This window comes from Microbulbifer mixtoriginis (SeqCode) (genome assembly GCF_052466715.1).
Window position 1 is genome coordinate 2044556 of record NZ_CP174288.1, and the last position, 15831, is coordinate 2060386.

Annotated in this window: 13 protein-coding genes; 12 read left to right on the forward strand and 1 reads right to left on the reverse strand. The window is 51.5% G+C overall.

Annotated elements, in window-relative coordinates:
- The first annotated feature begins 86 nt into the window (after nt 1–86).
- A complete protein-coding gene (locus ACJJH9_RS09060; protein WP_444925010.1) occupies nt 87–2816 on the forward strand; it encodes a TonB-dependent receptor domain-containing protein in 2730 nt (909 codons plus the stop codon).
- Between the two features lie 130 nt (nt 2817–2946).
- Here ACJJH9_RS09060 and ACJJH9_RS09065 read toward each other — a convergent pair whose 3' ends face one another.
- Nucleotides 2947–4584, reverse strand: coding sequence for an electron transfer flavoprotein-ubiquinone oxidoreductase (locus tag ACJJH9_RS09065; protein ID WP_444886120.1), 1638 nt, complete (start codon nt 4582–4584; stop codon nt 2947–2949).
- Nucleotides 4585–4937: 353 nt separating this feature from the next.
- Here ACJJH9_RS09065 and ACJJH9_RS09070 point away from each other — a divergent pair, with 353 nt between their 5' ends.
- From ACJJH9_RS09070 to gspK, 11 genes are all read left to right on the forward strand, one after another.
- Nucleotides 4938–5687 (forward strand): electron transfer flavoprotein subunit beta/FixA family protein, encoded by a 750-nt coding sequence (locus ACJJH9_RS09070; protein WP_444925011.1) that lies wholly within the window; start codon nt 4938–4940, stop codon nt 5685–5687.
- Complete coding sequence (locus ACJJH9_RS09075) at nt 5687–6616, forward strand: electron transfer flavoprotein subunit alpha/FixB family protein (RefSeq protein ID WP_252085839.1); 930 nt, start codon at nt 5687–5689, stop codon at nt 6614–6616. The genes ACJJH9_RS09070 and ACJJH9_RS09075 overlap by 1 nt, the downstream gene beginning before the upstream one ends.
- Before the next feature lie 221 nt (nt 6617–6837).
- Nucleotides 6838–7530 (forward strand): type II secretion system protein N, encoded by a 693-nt coding sequence (locus ACJJH9_RS09080; RefSeq protein ID WP_444884975.1) that lies wholly within the window; start codon nt 6838–6840, stop codon nt 7528–7530.
- Between the two features lie 58 nt (nt 7531–7588).
- Entirely contained in the window at nt 7589–9628 is a 2040-nt protein-coding gene (gene gspD / locus ACJJH9_RS09085; RefSeq protein WP_252085841.1) for a type II secretion system secretin GspD, read from the forward strand.
- Nucleotides 9625–11121, forward strand: coding sequence for a type II secretion system ATPase GspE (gspE, locus tag ACJJH9_RS09090; protein WP_444925012.1), 1497 nt, complete (start codon nt 9625–9627; stop codon nt 11119–11121). The genes gspD and gspE overlap by 4 nt, the downstream gene beginning before the upstream one ends.
- Nucleotides 11122–11123: 2 nt before the next feature.
- Nucleotides 11124–12341, forward strand: coding sequence for a type II secretion system inner membrane protein GspF (gene gspF, locus ACJJH9_RS09095; protein ID WP_252085843.1), 1218 nt, complete (start codon nt 11124–11126; stop codon nt 12339–12341).
- Between the two features lie 266 nt (nt 12342–12607).
- A complete protein-coding gene (gene gspG, locus ACJJH9_RS09100; protein WP_252085844.1) occupies nt 12608–13036 on the forward strand; it encodes a type II secretion system major pseudopilin GspG in 429 nt (142 codons plus the stop codon).
- Between the two features lie 20 nt (nt 13037–13056).
- Nucleotides 13057–13644 carry a prepilin-type N-terminal cleavage/methylation domain-containing protein gene (locus ACJJH9_RS09105; RefSeq protein ID WP_252085845.1) on the forward strand — a complete coding sequence of 196 codons (588 nt, stop codon included), beginning with the start codon at nt 13057–13059 and terminating at the stop codon, nt 13642–13644.
- The gene (gspI, locus tag ACJJH9_RS09110) at nt 13634–14017 is read left to right on the forward strand and encodes a type II secretion system minor pseudopilin GspI (RefSeq protein WP_252085846.1); all 384 of its coding nucleotides are present in this window, start codon (nt 13634–13636) and stop codon (nt 14015–14017) included. The genes ACJJH9_RS09105 and gspI overlap by 11 nt, the downstream gene beginning before the upstream one ends.
- A gap of 5 nt (nt 14018–14022) precedes the next feature.
- Nucleotides 14023–14832, forward strand: a complete 810-nt coding sequence (gene gspJ, locus ACJJH9_RS09115) for a type II secretion system minor pseudopilin GspJ (RefSeq protein ID WP_444884972.1) — start codon at nt 14023–14025, stop codon at nt 14830–14832.
- Nucleotides 14819–15814 carry a type II secretion system minor pseudopilin GspK gene (gene gspK, locus ACJJH9_RS09120; protein WP_444884971.1) on the forward strand — a complete coding sequence of 332 codons (996 nt, stop codon included), beginning with the start codon at nt 14819–14821 and terminating at the stop codon, nt 15812–15814. Before gspJ ends, gspK begins: the two co-directional genes overlap by 14 nt.
- Nucleotides 15815–15831 lie beyond the last annotated feature (17 nt).

The following is a 15831-nucleotide window of genomic DNA, read 5'->3' on the forward strand; positions in this document are numbered from 1 at the left end:
ACCTGCAGGGCGCCGCCTTCGCTGATGGGGTCGGCGCCCTGTTTGGTTTTGATACCCCAAAATAGGAATGATAAGAGGCCCGTGTAATGGCTAAATATGAAAATTTCCAGAGACTGCCGTTGGTAATGGCTATTACCGCGGCCTCTGCTATGGCTCCTGGTGTATTTGCCCAGGATGCGGATTTGGTGGAAGAAAGCACTGGTACAGCACAAGGGATTGAAGAAGTGGTAGTTCAGGGGCGTTTGCGGGACTCCGCGGAGGCCCTGGTCAGTGAGCGCCTGGAAGAAGAAGTGGTCACCGATATCCTTGGTGCCGAGATGATCGGTCGGGTAGGGGATTCTACAGTGGCGGCTGCGTTGCGCAGGGTGTCAGGACTGTCGCTCGTGAGTGATAAGTTCGTCTATGTGCGTGGATTGGGGGAGCGTTACTCAAGTACCACGCTAAATGGTGCGATAGTACCCTCACCGGATCTGACTCGAAATGTGATTCCTCTCGATTTATTCCCTACTTCCATAGTGGATTCCCTGGCTGTTCAGAAGAGTTACTCTGCTGATCAGGCTGCTAGCTTTGGCGGTGGCAATGTGGATATTCGCACAAAGGGAATTCCCGATGATCTGACTTATTCTGTAGAGTTTGGCACAGGAAGCAATACGGAAACCAGTGGCGAGGTTCTGAGTTATCAGGGTGGAGATGATGACATCTTCGGAACTGATGATGGTACCAGGGCACTCCCAGGAGAAATATCCGCAGCGCTAAAACGTTTCAGGGGGGGCTTGGGTATCTCCGATATCAGAAAAGTTCTGGTTGAGGAGGGAAATCAGTATGCCAGTGAGCATGAAGCCGATGATGCAGCCCAAGCACTAAATCGTGAACTGGCCTTAAATCTCAATCGTGATATTTCTATCGAAGTGGATTCCAGTGATCTGGATAGGGATATGAAAGCGAGTGTAGGCAACCGTTTTTCCTTCAATGATCTTTGGGAGTTGGGATTTCTGGCTGGAGCCTCTTATAAAAGTAAGTGGAGGGAGTCTGAGAGAACCCTGCGCAACTTTGGTGCCCCCAAAGAGCAATTGAATAATCGCAACAAGTCAACTTATTCAGTGGATATCAGTGGGAATTTAAATTTAGGTATACGCTTTGCTGATGAGCATGTGATTGAAACTACGAGTATATTCCTGCGCAATACTGATGATGAAACCTCTATTACGGATTACTTTAATGAGAACCGGCAGGTATCAGACGGTTCAGGCTATCGTGAGTATTTGTTGAAGTATGAAGAAAGAGAGCTAAGCCTAAATCAGGTCAAGGGCAATCACTCTCTGGGACCCGAGACCAAAACCCTTCTTCCTTTTGAGTTCTTCAATCTGGTTCCGGAAGAGGTGATTGTTGATTGGTTTTATTCGGGTGCAACAGCGACCACAGATATCCCCAATCAGGTCGACGTCATTTCCGATACAGTTACTGATCCTACGACGGGTGAAGTGCTTAGCTCTAAGGTCAGTACGGGTTCTCGAAGTGCAGGTTTTCGATTTACAGAGCTTGAAGACGAAGTCAAAAATTACGGTTGGTCAGTCAACTTGCCTCTAGAATTTTCATTTTCAAGTTTGGAGTTGACGGGCGGCTTCGCGAGGATGGAGAAGGGGCGCTCATACAAGCAAACTGAGCTGCGCCTAGATATCTTCAGTGTGGCTACTGAAGATGTACTCGTTGGCCCGCTGGGCGAGGTATTTGGTGATGAAAATATCACCAACAATGGAAATGACTACGTTTTCGACTTGGCGGGAAGTAACAAGCAAAGCTATTTAGCAGCTACGGCTACAGATGCAGTATTTGGTAAATTCGATTGGACATTATTTGAAACCTGGCGAATTTCGGCTGGGGCGCGCTGGGAGGATTACAGTCAAGTGGCACTTGAATGGAATCCTTATGGCTACACCATAGATGACCCTCAAGTAATAACTGACCCGAAAGAACTGCTGGAAGCCGTATATTCTGAAGATGACATTTACCCATCTTTCTCACTGACTTATATGGGAGAGTTTTGGGCGGAGACTTTTCAGCTTCGTTTTGGAGTCTCAAAGACAGCTGTACGGCCGGATCTTCGTGAAATTACCGATGCGTATTATATCGATCCTATTACTGGAGAGCAGGTCAAAGGTAACCCCAGTGTTCGTCCCTCTGAAATCCATAATTATGATCTGCGTGCCGAATGGTTCTTCGATAGTGGGGACAACTTAACGGTTTCCGCTTTTTATAAGGATGTTATTGACCCCATAGAATTTTTTGAAGCGGCTTCCAGTGATACCAATGTAGCCAGGGAAATTATTAATGCCGAGTCTGGAGAAATTACCGGTATTGAAATCGAGGGCATGAAGCAGCTCGGCTTCCTGGGTGACTCTATGGAGAGTTTCTTTGTGCAGGGCAACGTCACTTTGCAGGAGACGGAATTGGTTGCGGGGGGTGAGGCTGATGCGCCTACGAATCCTGAGCGGGAAATGACGGGGGCTTCGGAGTTTGTCGTGAATATGCTTTTGGGCTTTGATAGTCCTGATGGCAACCATTCGGCAACATTGGGGTATAACGTATTTGGTGAGAGGTTGCATCTCGCCGGCCGTAAACTCGATCCAGACTCATATGAACAACCTTTTCATTCTTTGGATTTGACTTACTCCTGGTATCCCATCGAAGAAGTGACAATAAAAGCCAAGATGCAAAATTTGTTGGATGAGTCTATCGAGATTGAGCGTGATGGCGTCATCGTATTCGAAGAGAAGCTTGGCCAATTCTTTGCCTTAAGTGCTCAGTATAAATTCTGATTTTCTGCCTGCTAAATCCTGCTTCCGACTTCTGGAAGCAGGAGTTCATCTGGTTTTGCGATCTTGGAAGAGCGCTGACTAATAACGCGGATACAAAAATGGCGCCCGAAGGCGCCAGAAAGCAAACTGCTTACATATTTGGGTAGTTGGGGCCGCCGCCACCTTCTGGAGTAACCCAGACAATATTCTGGGTTGGGTCTTTGATGTCACAGGTCTTACAGTGCACACAGTTCTGTGCATTTATCTGGAAACGTTTGCCGTTGGTATCTTCAACCACTTCATAAACGCCTGCAGGGCAGTAACGCTGAGCTGGTTCATCATAAATCGGCAGATTGTGGTTAAGCGGAATCTCCGGATCCTTCAGGGTTAGGTGACAAGGCTGGTCTTCCTCGTGGTTGGTGTTAGAAATAAACACAGAGGAGAGCTTGTCAAAGCTGAGTACACCGTCGGGTTTGGGGTAGTCAATTTTTGCGCAGTCCGCAGCCGGTTTCAGTTGTGCATGGTCAGCTTTGGTGTCGCGCAGGGTCCAGGGCAGCTTGCCTTTGAAGATATTGATATCGACAAATGCGTAAGCTGAACCGAGGATGTTGCCCCACTTGTGTTGTGCCGGGCCGAAGTTGCGCTGCATATGCAGCTCTTTCCAGGCCCAACTATCACGATACTTGGTGGTGTAGTCGGTCAGCTCTTCACTGTTGCGCTCTGCGGCAAGGGCTTCCACTACGGACTCAGCGGCGATCATGCCGGACTTCATCGCGGTATGATTGCCCTTGATCTTGGCGAAGTTCAGGGTGCCGGCGTTGTCGCCGATCAGCAGGCCGCCAGGGAAGGTCATCTTCGGCTGAGACTGCAGTCCACCTTTAACAATGGCACGTGCACCGTAAGCGACACGCTGACCACCGTCCAGGTATTGTTTGATTACCGGATGATGTTTGTAACGCTGAAATTCGTCAAAGGGGCTTACGTGTGGATTGCTGTAAGCGAGATCGGTAATTAGGCCAACCACAACCTGGTTGTCTTCCAGGTGATAAAGGAAACCACCACCGTGGGTGCCGCTTTGCTCCAAAGGCCAGCCTGCTGTGTGAACTACCAGGCCTTGCTGGTGTTTGTCCGCAGGAACTTTCCAGATTTCCTTAACGCCAATGCCGTAATGTTGCGGATCGGCATCTGCATCCAGCTTGAAGCGCTCGATCAGTTGCTTGCCCAGATGGCCGCGACAGCCTTCGGCAAAAAGAGTGTACTTGGCGTGCAGCTCCATGCCTGGCATATAGGAGTCTTTCTGCTCACCATTTAAGCCAATACCCATATCGCCAGTGGCAATACCTTTTACAGAGCCATCTTCGTTGTACAGAACTTCTGCAGCGGCGAAGCCGGGGAAAATCTCCACACCCAGGTTCTCTGCCTGCTCGGCCAACCAACGGCAAAGGTTACCGAGGCTGATAATGTAGTTGCCCTCATTGTGCATGGTGCTTGGCACAAACATGTTGGGCACTTTGATGGAATTCTCATCGCTGCGCAGAACGTAGATATCGTCGCCCTTGACCTCTGTGTTCAGCGGGGCGCCGCGCTCTTTCCAGTCTGGGAATAGCTCATTTAGAGCAGTTGGCTCAAAAACTGCGCCGGAGAGAATGTGGGCGCCGACCTCGGAACCTTTCTCCACAACGCATACTGAGACATCTTCATTGAGCTGGCGAATACGGCAGGCCGCTGCCAATCCGGCCGGACCGGCACCCACGATCACTACATCGTATTCCATTGATTCGCGTTCCACGGCACTCTCCTCAGCAGTTGTATTCAACTTTTTGCGGCCATTCCGGCCTTATCATTTATATAGAGGGCGGATTATATAGGCGTTTATTCAACCCTACCAATTGCATGACTATTCATTTGCTATGGCAAATGTGCTGTATTTCAACAGCTTAGGGAAGCTGAATAGATGGTCTCTATTTCCTGAAATAGATTGCATGAATGGCAGAAGTCACTTCTATTTGGCTATTGATTTTGCGGTATAGAACCGCCACCATACACGCCGTTCAAACACCTGTTTGACCAGAACACCGTATCCGTTCGCGATGAGAATCGTCAGTCGCGGCTGTTAAAAAGCATATTTGAGACGGGATTTCCATGAAAGTTCTTGTAGCTGTGAAACGCGTTGTCGACTACAACGTCAAGGTTCGCCCCAAGGCGGACGGCACTGACGTTGATACTGCCAACGTCAAAATGTCTATCAACCCCTTCTGCGAAATTGCAGTAGAAGAGGCGGTTCGCTTGAAGGAAAAAGGCGTTGTTAGTGAGATAGTCGCCGTTTCCATGGGTCCCAAGCAGAGCCAGGAGCAAATTCGCACAGCACTGGCGCTGGGAGCCGACCGAGGCATTCTGGTTGAGGCCGATGCCGAACTGCAGCCTCTGGCTGTGGCTAAGTGCCTGAAGGCGATTGTCGATAAAGAAGAGCCGCAAATGGTTATTCTCGGCAAGCAGTCTATCGATGGCGACAACAACCAAACTGGCCAGATGCTGGGCGCATTGACTGGTATGGGGCAGGGCACCTTTGCTTCCGAAGTGGTTGTAGAAGGCGACGCTGTGAAGGTAACCCGTGAAATCGATGGCGGCCTGCAGACTGTTGAGCTGAAGCTGCCAGCTATCGTGACTACCGACCTGCGTTTGAATGAGCCACGATATGCATCTTTGCCGAATATCATGAAGGCCAAGAAGAAGCCTCTCGATACTACTACTCCCGATGAGTTGGGTGTAGACATCGCTCCTCGCACTAAAACCCTGAAAGTCGAGCCACCAGCAGAGCGTCAGGCTGGCGTTAAAGTTGCCGACGTGGCGGAACTGGTAGAGAAACTGAAAAACGAGGCGAAGGTAATCTGATGAGCATCCTAGTTATTGCTGAACACGACAACGCCGAACTGAAGGGCGCTACGCTCAACACTATCGCCGCAGCTAAGGCTATCGGTGGCGACATCGCCGTCCTAGTCGCTGGCGCAGGCTGTTCTGCTGTTGCAGACGCCGCTGCTAAAGTTGATGGCGTAAGCAAAGTATTGTTGGCTGACAACGCTGCTTACGAGCACCAGTTGGCTGAAAACGTTGCCAAGCTGGTTGCCGATCTGGGTAAAGATTACGGCCATATCCTGGCGCCAGCCACTACCACCGGTAAAAACATGCTGCCGCGCGCCGCTGCGCTGCTGGATGTTCAACCGATCTCTGACATCATCTCTGTCGAGAGTGCCGATACTTTCAAGCGTCCAATCTACGCTGGCAACGTTATCGCGACCGTGCAGAGCTCTGACGCCATTAAGGTGATTTCCGTTCGTACTACTGCTTTCGACGCAGTGGCTGCAGAAGGTGGAAGTGCAGCTGTTGAGGCTGTAGATATTGCCGATGACGCCGGTATTTCTTCTTTCGTAGGAGAAGAGCTTGCTAAATCCGACCGCCCTGAGCTTACCGCCGCTAGCGTGGTAGTTTCCGGTGGTCGCGGTATGCAGAATGGCGACAACTTCGAGATGCTATACAAGTTGGCAGACAAGCTGGGTGCGGCGGTTGGCGCCTCACGCGCTGCAGTAGATGCTGGATTTGTGCCCAATGATATGCAAGTTGGCCAAACCGGTAAGATCGTTGCTCCGGACTTGTACATTGCCGTTGGTATTTCCGGTGCCATCCAGCATTTGGCTGGCATGAAGGATTCCAAGGTTATTGTGGCTATCAACAAAGATGAGGAGGCTCCAATCTTCTCCGTTGCTGACTACGGCTTGGTGGCAGATTTGTTTGAAGCAGTCCCCGAGCTGGAAGCAAAGCTGTAATTTCTGATTAGTATACTGATCAGTACTGGAAAAGGCGGCGTATTGCCGCCTTTTCTCATTTTTGGCTTCTGGACTACGGAACTAGTGTGCAATTTCGGGGACGAAGTGTTGGTTTGCAACGTTTAACTGGGCAGGAGCGTTGCCTTTCGAAGGCGAAGGCAACAAAATAGGCGTCAAAAACCAATAACCTAAGAAAGTTGAACTTGTATGTGGGTATGTTCATGTCCCCATTAAAGCGAGCCATTGGCTCAGTCGGTAAAGGCTTTAGCCAGGGCGATTCACGCAGATCGCTCTCTCGTGGCACCATGGCGGCATCTGCGGTGGGGTTGCTGTGGGTATCTGGCAATCTACTCGCTTATGGCTCTTTACTGATTCCTGCAGAGCCGGAAGAGTCTCTGCTGGCCGAGCGCAATGATAGTCGTGTGAGTGCCCCCCAGGCAGCTTCAATACCGAACACTCCCTTCTTTGGTTATGCCGAAGCCAAGAAACAAGAAGCTGTTCCCGAAGTTGATCTCTCCAACCTCCCTATAACCCAGCTGAACATCGTCCTCTCTGGCGTTTTGGATAATTCGGACAAGAGTAAAGCCAGCGCCCTGGTTGCCGAAAAAGGCAAGCCTGCAAAGCGTTTGTATGTGGGAGATTCCCTGCCTGGTGGCGCAGAACTTTATTCTGTTGAGGTAGACCATGTAGTTCTTCGTCGTAATGGCAGGATGGAAAAGCTGACATATCCCGAGATGGATGGCCGCCCCAATGTCCCGCTGAAAAACTACTCAAGCCTGTCACGCAAATCTAGGCAAAGTAGTAGTGCGGGAAGTTCCTCAAGACGTGAGGCGAGCCAGGAAAGTATTCGAGAGCGGATGGAAAAGCTGCGTGAACTGGCCCGTGAGCGTCGTGCTCAGCGCCAGCCCCAATAAAAACTGTCTAACTAGATTGTTTTGAGTTTTTTGAACATTTACTAGAGCCAGATAAATAATGATGAAGATGTTTTATCGACGGCTGATTGCGGTCGGGTTTAGTTTTTTTGTGTCTACTGCAACGCTGGCTCAGGGCCCGGAGAGAGTTACCCTTTCTCTCGACAATGCCGATGTTCGCGACCTGATTAACTGGGCAGCGGATTTCACCGGAAAAAATATAATTGTCCACCCCAATGTAAAGGGAAAAGTCACCGTTGTTGCCGGTGACCCTATGACACATGATGAAGCTTTCGATGTTTTTATGTCGGTGCTTCAAGTAAATGGTTTCAGCCTGGTAGAGCAGGGTGGTACCTGGAAAGTGGTACCCGATGCCCTTGCCAAGCAGCAGGCGATACCGGTTGCTGATGAAAATACCCGTGCGCCGGCCGAATCATTAGTCGTTCGTACTGTTCGAGTTGAGAATATCTCCGCTTCCCAGTTGATCGCTATGTTGCGCCCGCTGATTCCTCAGACTGGCCACCTGGCAGCTTATGCTGATACCAATACCCTGATTATTGCTGATCGTGCGGCGAATATTGACCAGATTGTTCTCTTGGTAAAACAGCTCGATCGTGCGGGTGCCATCGATATTGAAGTGGTGCCACTGATGTTTGCTTCCGCCAAAGAAGTGAAGCAAATTCTCAATGACTTACTGCAGGCGTCTGGTGGCAAGGGCGCTGGCCGGGAAGTTCAACCGTTGCGAATCGCAGTGGACGAGCGTTCCAATAGCGTTCTTTTGACCGGTGACCCAGTAACACGCCAGCAGATCAGAACCGTTATTGCCCGCTTGGACCAGCCGCTGGATGGTGATGGCAATACGGCTGTGGTTTATGTCCAGTATGCCAATGCCGCCGACCTGAAGCCAATTCTGGAAGGCATGAGCGGTAGTATTCAGAATACAGAAAAAGACCAGCAGGCTGCGAACGTTGAAGTCAGTATTCAGGTCAACGAATCCCTCAATGCGCTGGTCCTCACCGCGCCCCCGGCACTACTGGAAACAATGAAAGGCGTGATCGCACGCCTGGATGTACGTCGTGCTCAGGTGCTGATCGAGGCAATTATTGTCGAGGTGAAAGAGGATACCAATAATAACCTTGGTATCAGCTGGATCACGGGTGATGAAAACCTTGTTGCCGGCTGGAACAACCTACCGGCTGAAGACGGAGATGGGAATATCAATCCGTTCTCCCTTCCTTTCACGAGTATCACTGGCGCGAATGCATTACATTTAGGCTATTTGAGTGGAAGTGATATCCGAGTTGCAGTGAATGCGCTTGCCACAGCGGGCAATACCAATATTCTGTCTACGCCGACCATTATGGCTTTGGATAACGAAGAGGCTGAAATCCTCGTCGGGCAGAATGTACCCTTTATTACTGGTGAGCAATTGTTGTCCGGTAGCAATGACGACCCTTTCACCACTATTCAGCGGGAAGATATTGGTACCACCCTCAAAGTCACTCCACGTGTAAATAACAATAACTCGGTAACTTTGGAAATTGAGCAGAAGGTTGAAAACCTGCTTTCCGCTGCAGCTGATGCCGCTGTGGGTGCCTCGGACATCGTTACTAGTAAACGTGAAATTCGCACCAAGGTATTGATTGATGATGGTGCGATTTTGGTTTTGGGTGGGCTGATAGAAGATAATGTTACTGACTCCGTGCAGAAAGTGCCTCTGTTGGGGGATATTCCAGGAATAGGGCGTCTGTTCCGAAACAATACCAAGAAAGTCGTAAAAACTAATTTGATGGTGTTCCTGAAACCCAAGATCCTGAGCACCCAGTTGGCTGGCTATGAAGAAACCCGCAAACGCTACATGGATATGCAGCAGAAGCAGATCTTCTTGAAAGACAGAACGAGCCTGCTGTGGGATTGGCACCGCGGTGATGCGCTACCTGACCTGATGCCGCCAACAGGAACTTATAACGAAAGCCCAGCGCCGGTAGATGGCTCTATCAATGCCGTTGACAACCTGGAAGACGCCCTAGAGGGAGTACCTGGCGAGGTTGAAGTGTTGGATGGTGAGGTTGAGGTGCTGGAGGTAGAAGAATCTAAATGACGGTTGATACAGGAACAGGGACTCCAGCAATTCGTCGCCTTCCATATGCTTTCGCTAAGCGCCATAAGGTCCTGCTACTGGAGCAGGAGGGGCGCCCGCTGTGCCAATACGTTGCACCGCTGAGCCCCTCTGCGATTGCCGAGGTGCAACGTATCAATGGTGGTGCGGTAAGCCTGGAGTCGGTGGAAGATGAAATTTTCCAGGTAGCCTTGCAGCGCCTCTACGAAAACCGTGAGGGGGGCAACCTCTCCGAAGTCGAGGGGCTGGGTGATGACTTGGATTTGGCCGCAGTTGTAGATTCGCTGCCGGAAACAGAAGATCTACTAGAGCAGGAAGACGATGCGCCCATCGTTAAGCTGATCAATGCGATTTTTGCGGAGTCCCTGAAACAGGGGGCTTCGGATATTCACATTGAGACCTTTGAAAAACGCTTGATTGTGCGTTTTAGGGTAGACGGTGTGCTGCGCGAGGTGTTGCAGCCTCGGCGCGCCCTGGCTCCGCTATTGGTTTCCCGTATCAAGGTAATGGCCAAGCTGGATATCGCTGAAAAGCGTATTCCCCAGGATGGCCGTATTTCGCTGCTGATGGCCGGGCGTGAAGTCGATGTGCGTGTTTCTACCATGCCATCCTCGGCCGGTGAACGGGTGGTGATGCGTCTGCTAGACAAGCAGGCGGGTAAAATGGACCTGTCCAAGCTGGGTATGGCCGAGCGGGACCACAGTGTCATGACGGAGCTATTGGCTCACCCCCACGGCATTATTCTGGTGACGGGCCCGACGGGCTCGGGTAAAACGACCACTCTCTACGCCGGCCTCGGCAGTATTAATAGTCGTGAAAAAAATATCCTGACGGTGGAAGACCCGGTCGAATACAACCTGGAAGGGGTTGGGCAGACCCAGGTCAATACTAAGGCAGATATGACGTTTGCACGGGGCTTGCGCGCAATTTTGCGTCAGGACCCGGATGTGGTGATGATTGGTGAGATTCGAGATCTTGAGACTATGCAGATCGCCATCCAGGCGAGTTTGACTGGTCACTTGGTACTCTCAACCCTGCATACCAATACTGCACTTGGTGCTGTTACCCGTCTGATGGATATGGGCATCGAACCCTTCTTGCTGTCCTCCAGTTTGATTGGAGTTCTGGCACAGCGCCTGGTCAGGGTGCTTTGCCCTACCTGTAAGCAGCCCCATGTTCCCGATGAAGGGGAGAGGGTAGTGCTCGGCGTCGCTCCCGCTGAGGATGCTCTCATCTACCGCCCCAATGGTTGTGATGAATGTAACCATAGCGGCTATGTGGGCCGAATCGGTATTTATGAGTTGGTGCCGCTCAATGAAATCATGCGCCAGCTGATCCACGATCGAGCCTCCGAGAGCAAGCTGGTGGCAGAAGCACGTAAATTGGGGCCGAGCATTCGTGATGACGGTATTGCCAAGGTCCTGGCCGGCAGGACCTCCCTTGAAGAAGTCATGCGGGTAACCCAGGAGTCTTAATCGTGGCAGCGTTTGAGTACACAGCCCTCGCGGCATCCGGTCGAAAAAGCAAGGGAACCCTAGAGGCCGATAGTGCCCGTTCGGCGCGGCAGCAATTGCGTGCTAAAGGCATGGTGCCTCTGGATGTTACCCCTGCCGCCGAGCAATCTGAGAAGAGTGCTGGCGGTTTTATGTCCGGAAGTCCCGGGCTCAGCATTAAAAATCTGGCCCTGCTTACCCGCCAAATTGCCACTTTGTTACGCGCCGGTATTCCGTTGGAGGAGACCCTAGGGGCAATTGCCAACCAGACTCGCAACCAGAAAATCCGGCGGGTAGTGCTGGCGGTGCGCGGAAAGATTTTGGAGGGCCACAGTTTTGCCCAGGCCCTTGGGTGTTTCCCCAAGGCTTTCCCCAAGCTCTACCGGGCTACCGTGGAGGCCGGTGAGCACTCCGGACACTTGGATGCGGTGCTGGAACGTTTGGGAGATTACACCGAGGGGCAGCAGCAGTTTCGTCAGAAAGTGCAATTGGCACTTATTTACCCCATGGTATTGGTCTTTATCTGTGTCCTCGTGGTTACTGGCCTGATGGTTTATGTGGTGCCGGATGTCATTGAGGTCTTCACCGGCACCGGACAAATTTTGCCGCTGCCCACTCGGATACTGGTCTCAATGAGTGACTTTATTGCCGCCTGGGGCTGGCTGGTGCCTCCAGCGCTAGGGGCCATTATTGCGGGTGTGGTCATTATGCTGCGCCGCCCGGCGATCAAATATAAGTTTCACCATCGCCTATTGGACCTGCCGGTAATTGGTTGGATGGTTCGCGGTGCGCAGAGTGCCCGTTATGTGGGAACCTTGGCAATCCTTACCGGTAGTAGTGTCCCACTGGTGCAGGCAATGGGTATTGCTCGCGGGGTAATGACCAATGAGTTCTTAAAGGATCGTCTGGAAACTGCACAGAAGACGGTACGTGAGGGCGGTAGTTTGCACCGAGCCATGGAAGATATTGGGTATTTCCCGCCAATGATGATCTACATGATCGCCAGTGGTGAGTCTTCTGGCACCCTGGACGAAATGCTGCAGAGGGCTGCGGAGTCCCAGGAGCAAGACCTTCAGGGGGCGGTGACTGCTTTTGTGAGCTTGTTCGAACCGCTGATGTTGCTTGTTATGGCCGCTATCGTACTATTTATCGTGATGGCCATCATGATGCCAATTATGAGCATGAACGAACTGGCTATGTAGAGTTCAAAGTAGTGAAGTCCACAGATTCAGGATGCAGGTTATTTAGGAGGGGAAGATGAAATCCTTACTAAACAGCCGTGGCTTTACCCTACGCGAGGCCTCAAGGGTACTTATTGGACTCGGCTTAGTAGGGGTGCTCGGCTTCTTACTGCTTTGAGAGTGTAGATAGATCTCTTTTTACAAAAACTGAATATTTTTAAATTGGGGCCACGATTCCCTTCGTGGCCCTGGGGGTTCCCAGCTTTCAGCTGAACTTGGAGAAAAAAATGCGAAACCTACGCAGAAGTGGTGGCTTCACCTTGATTGAAGTCATGGTGGTGATTGTGATCCTCGGTGTTCTCGGCGCCATGGTGGTTCCCAGTGTTTTGGGCAAAACTGGTGAAGCCCGTATGAAGGCCGCTCGCGTTGACCTTCGTGCTATCGAGACTGCCCTTGACATGTACCGCATGGACAACTTTGTTTACCCAAGTTCTGACCAGGGTCTGGAAGCTCTAGTTTCCCGTCCCTCCGGCTTTCCCGAAGCTAAAAACTGGACTGAACCTTACTTAAAGAAAGCGCCCAAGGACCCTTGGGGTAATCACTACCAGTACATCAGCCCCGGCAGTGCCGGCGCATTCGATTTGTTCTCCCTGGGTGCAGATGGTAAGCCTGGTGGAGAGGGTGAAGCCGCCGATATTTTTGCCGCTGACCTGTAACTCGGTTCAATCAGCAATCGATGTATAGGCGATCAGCCCGCAGTAGGCTCAAGCGTAATCAGGGTTTCACGCTGGTCGAGATTCTGGTGGTGATTGTTATCATCGCCAGCTTGGCTGGCATGGCCATGATGTCCCTGGGCAGTTCCGGGGTGCGTGTCTGGGAAGGGGAGACTCAACGTCTCTCCGCCTTGTTGCAGCTTGTCGCGGACCGTGCCCTGATAGATAAAGCCCATTACGGCGTAGTGCTTGAACCCGAGTCTTATACGGTAGTGCGATTTGATCCCACTTCAATGACTTGGCAGGCTCCCGATATGGCTGCTGCCGGTCGGCGCAGCCAGCGATTTGCGGCTCATGAGCTTCCCGCTATCGTTCGTTTGGAGGTGCTTGAAGAGGCGGAACTGCCTTCCACCCAATCCACAGAGTTTGCTGAAGAGCAGAGCGATGAGGAAAAGATCAAGCCGCAGTTTGTCGCTTTATCGAGTGGTGAAGTTCTCCCGATCAAACTAGCCGTTTTTCTGGTCGAGGATGGTGACTTCTCTCGTGGCGCGACAATTTCTTACAGCAGCCTCTATGGCTTGCAGCTAGAGTGGCAAGCCGATGACCTTTAAACGCAATTCCCTGGCCCGACAGGGCGGTTTTACCCTGGTTGAGGTTTTGATCGCCCTGGTTATCTTTGGGGTTATTGCCGCCAGCGTATTGCGCACTATGCAGAGCAGCGTGCAGCGCCAAAGAGTTATGGAGGAGCGGCTCGCAGCTAACTGGGTCGCTCAACAGGTACTCTCGCAAATTAGGGTACAAACTCCCTGGCCTCCGATTGGTGAGAAAAAAGAGGAAATGTCCTTTGCGGAGAGAGACTGGGAAGTGACCGCAAAGGTAGAGGCAACCAGCGAAGAGCGCCTTCGCCATATCGTGATTCAAGTGGGTTACCCCGATGCCGAAAACCCAACTTTGACACTGGATGCCTGGGCGGCGCAGGAGTAGCTTCTATGCAGATTTCTCCAATAAAGGGCCAGTCAGGCTTTACTCTGGTTGAAGTGCTCGTCGTACTGGTGCTGGTGGCGATTATCAGTGTTGGTTCGTTTTCCCTTCTAGAAGTTTTCCATAATTCCGACAGTGTTGTTGAGCGTCGTGCAGAAGAGTTGCGCCGTTTTTCCATGGCTCTCTATCGTCTGGAGGAGGACCTGCGCCAGGTAACAGCGCGACCGATTAAAAATGCCTATACGGGCTATGAACCTGCTTTGCGCGGTGATCAGGACGAATTCGAATTTACCCGCCTTGGGGCGGCAAACCTTATTGGTGAGCCCCGGGGTGAACTTCAGCGGCTGGGTTACAGTATCGGCTACCCAGAAGACGATGAGAGAAGCAGCTCCTTTACTGATGAGGAAGATCCTGGGGCTTTGTTATTGCGCAGTCGCTGGCAAGTTTTAGACCGAGGCCCTGATTCCGAGCCAATTGTTGAACCTCTGCTCGCCGGTGTGGAGAGCCTGACTTTACAGTATTTTGACCCTAGCTCAGATGCCTGGGTTGCCCAATGGCCGCCAGCCGGTACTACAGCATCTACTACCAGTGCAGATAGCCGCCTGCCAAAGGCTATCGAGTTCGTGTTAATGACCCGTCAGTACGGTGAAATACGCCGCGTATTCTCCTTTTCAACTGTAGAGTTCAGTCCTCCTGGAGCTAATTCCGGCAACGGTGGTAATGGAGGTGGGAACAACTCTGGAGGTGGGAACAACTCAGACGACGGCAATTCAGGTCGGGATAATTCCGGCGGAGGTGGTAACGATGAGCGGCTCTAAGTCGATAAAGACTTTTCGCCGCCAGCGGGGCGTGGCTTTAATTACCGTTTTACTTGTAATGGTGATTGCAATTGCCCTGGTCTCGCACGCCATTACCCGCGATCAGATTTCCATCACCCGAAGCGGTGCTCTTTTGGCCAATTCGCAATTAGCCGAGTTTGTCGCTGGGGCTGAGGCCTGGAGTAGGGTGGCGCTTCTCAAGGATTACGAAGAGGATAAAGACGCTGCCCAACCTGCCGATCACGCTCTTGAGGCCTGGGCAGCACCGGCGTTGCAGTTCAATCCTGATAACGGAAAAATACGCATAAATATCAAAGACTTAAACTCTTGCTTTAATGTAAATAATCTTGTCGATAGCGGTAACGGCACCGATCAGTTTGATATTTTTCGCCGGCTGGTGAGCAATGTCACAGGAAAATCAGAGTTAGCCGGGACTATTGCCGACTGGATGGATGACAACGACACACCGCGTTCTTCAGCAACCGAGGATGATGGCTATCTCGGTAGGGATCTTGCCCATCGCACCCCAGATACCTTAATCAGTGATATATCGGAACTGTCTTCTGTACAGGGTATGGAGCCGGAAGACTGGCAGAAGCTGGCTCCATTCCTGTGTGCGCTGCCGGAGACTGGAAGCAAGATCAATATCAATCTGGCTTCTCAGGAGCTTTTGGAAGCGGTGGACCCCTCTGCTAGCGTGAGTAAGTTGCTGCTGTTTCGAGAGTCTGGCGGCATCCTTAGCCAGTCGGGGGATCTGTCCTCTCATGGCTTCAACAACACCAACCAGTTTGTGTTTCATAGCCAGCACTTTCTGGCGCGTATTGCTGTCCAACTGGGAGATAGTGAAGACTACCGCCAGTATTGGGAGACGTCTCTATGGCTCGATGAGGCCGGGGACGGTGAAGTCAAAGTTGTACAGCGCCAGCGGCGCACTTTTTCTGGTGCAATGATGCAGGAATTACTCGACTACAAGGCACCGTAGCGAGTCTAGATAGTAGA

What these genes read in the sequence shown, in the direction of transcription:
- ACJJH9_RS09060 (WP_444925010.1), top strand. Translation starts at nt 87, where the DNA reads ATGGCTAAATATGAAAATTTCCAGAGACTGCCGTTGGTAATGGCTATT.
- ACJJH9_RS09070 (WP_444925011.1), top strand. Translation starts at nt 4,938, where the DNA reads ATGAAAGTTCTTGTAGCTGTGAAACGCGTTGTCGACTACAACGTCAAG.
- gspG (WP_252085844.1), top strand. Translation starts at nt 12,608, where the DNA reads ATGCGAAACCTACGCAGAAGTGGTGGCTTCACCTTGATTGAAGTCATG.
- ACJJH9_RS09105 (WP_252085845.1), top strand. Translation starts at nt 13,057, where the DNA reads ATGTATAGGCGATCAGCCCGCAGTAGGCTCAAGCGTAATCAGGGTTTC.
- ACJJH9_RS09080 (WP_444884975.1), top strand. Translation starts at nt 6,838, where the DNA reads ATGTCCCCATTAAAGCGAGCCATTGGCTCAGTCGGTAAAGGCTTTAGC.
- gspK (WP_444884971.1), top strand. Translation starts at nt 14,819, where the DNA reads ATGAGCGGCTCTAAGTCGATAAAGACTTTTCGCCGCCAGCGGGGCGTG.
- ACJJH9_RS09075 (WP_252085839.1), top strand. Translation starts at nt 5,687, where the DNA reads ATGAGCATCCTAGTTATTGCTGAACACGACAACGCCGAACTGAAGGGC.
- gspJ (WP_444884972.1), top strand. Translation starts at nt 14,023, where the DNA reads ATGCAGATTTCTCCAATAAAGGGCCAGTCAGGCTTTACTCTGGTTGAA.
- gspE (WP_444925012.1), top strand. Translation starts at nt 9,625, where the DNA reads ATGACGGTTGATACAGGAACAGGGACTCCAGCAATTCGTCGCCTTCCA.
- gspI (WP_252085846.1), top strand. Translation starts at nt 13,634, where the DNA reads ATGACCTTTAAACGCAATTCCCTGGCCCGACAGGGCGGTTTTACCCTG.
- gspD (WP_252085841.1), top strand. Translation starts at nt 7,589, where the DNA reads ATGATGAAGATGTTTTATCGACGGCTGATTGCGGTCGGGTTTAGTTTT.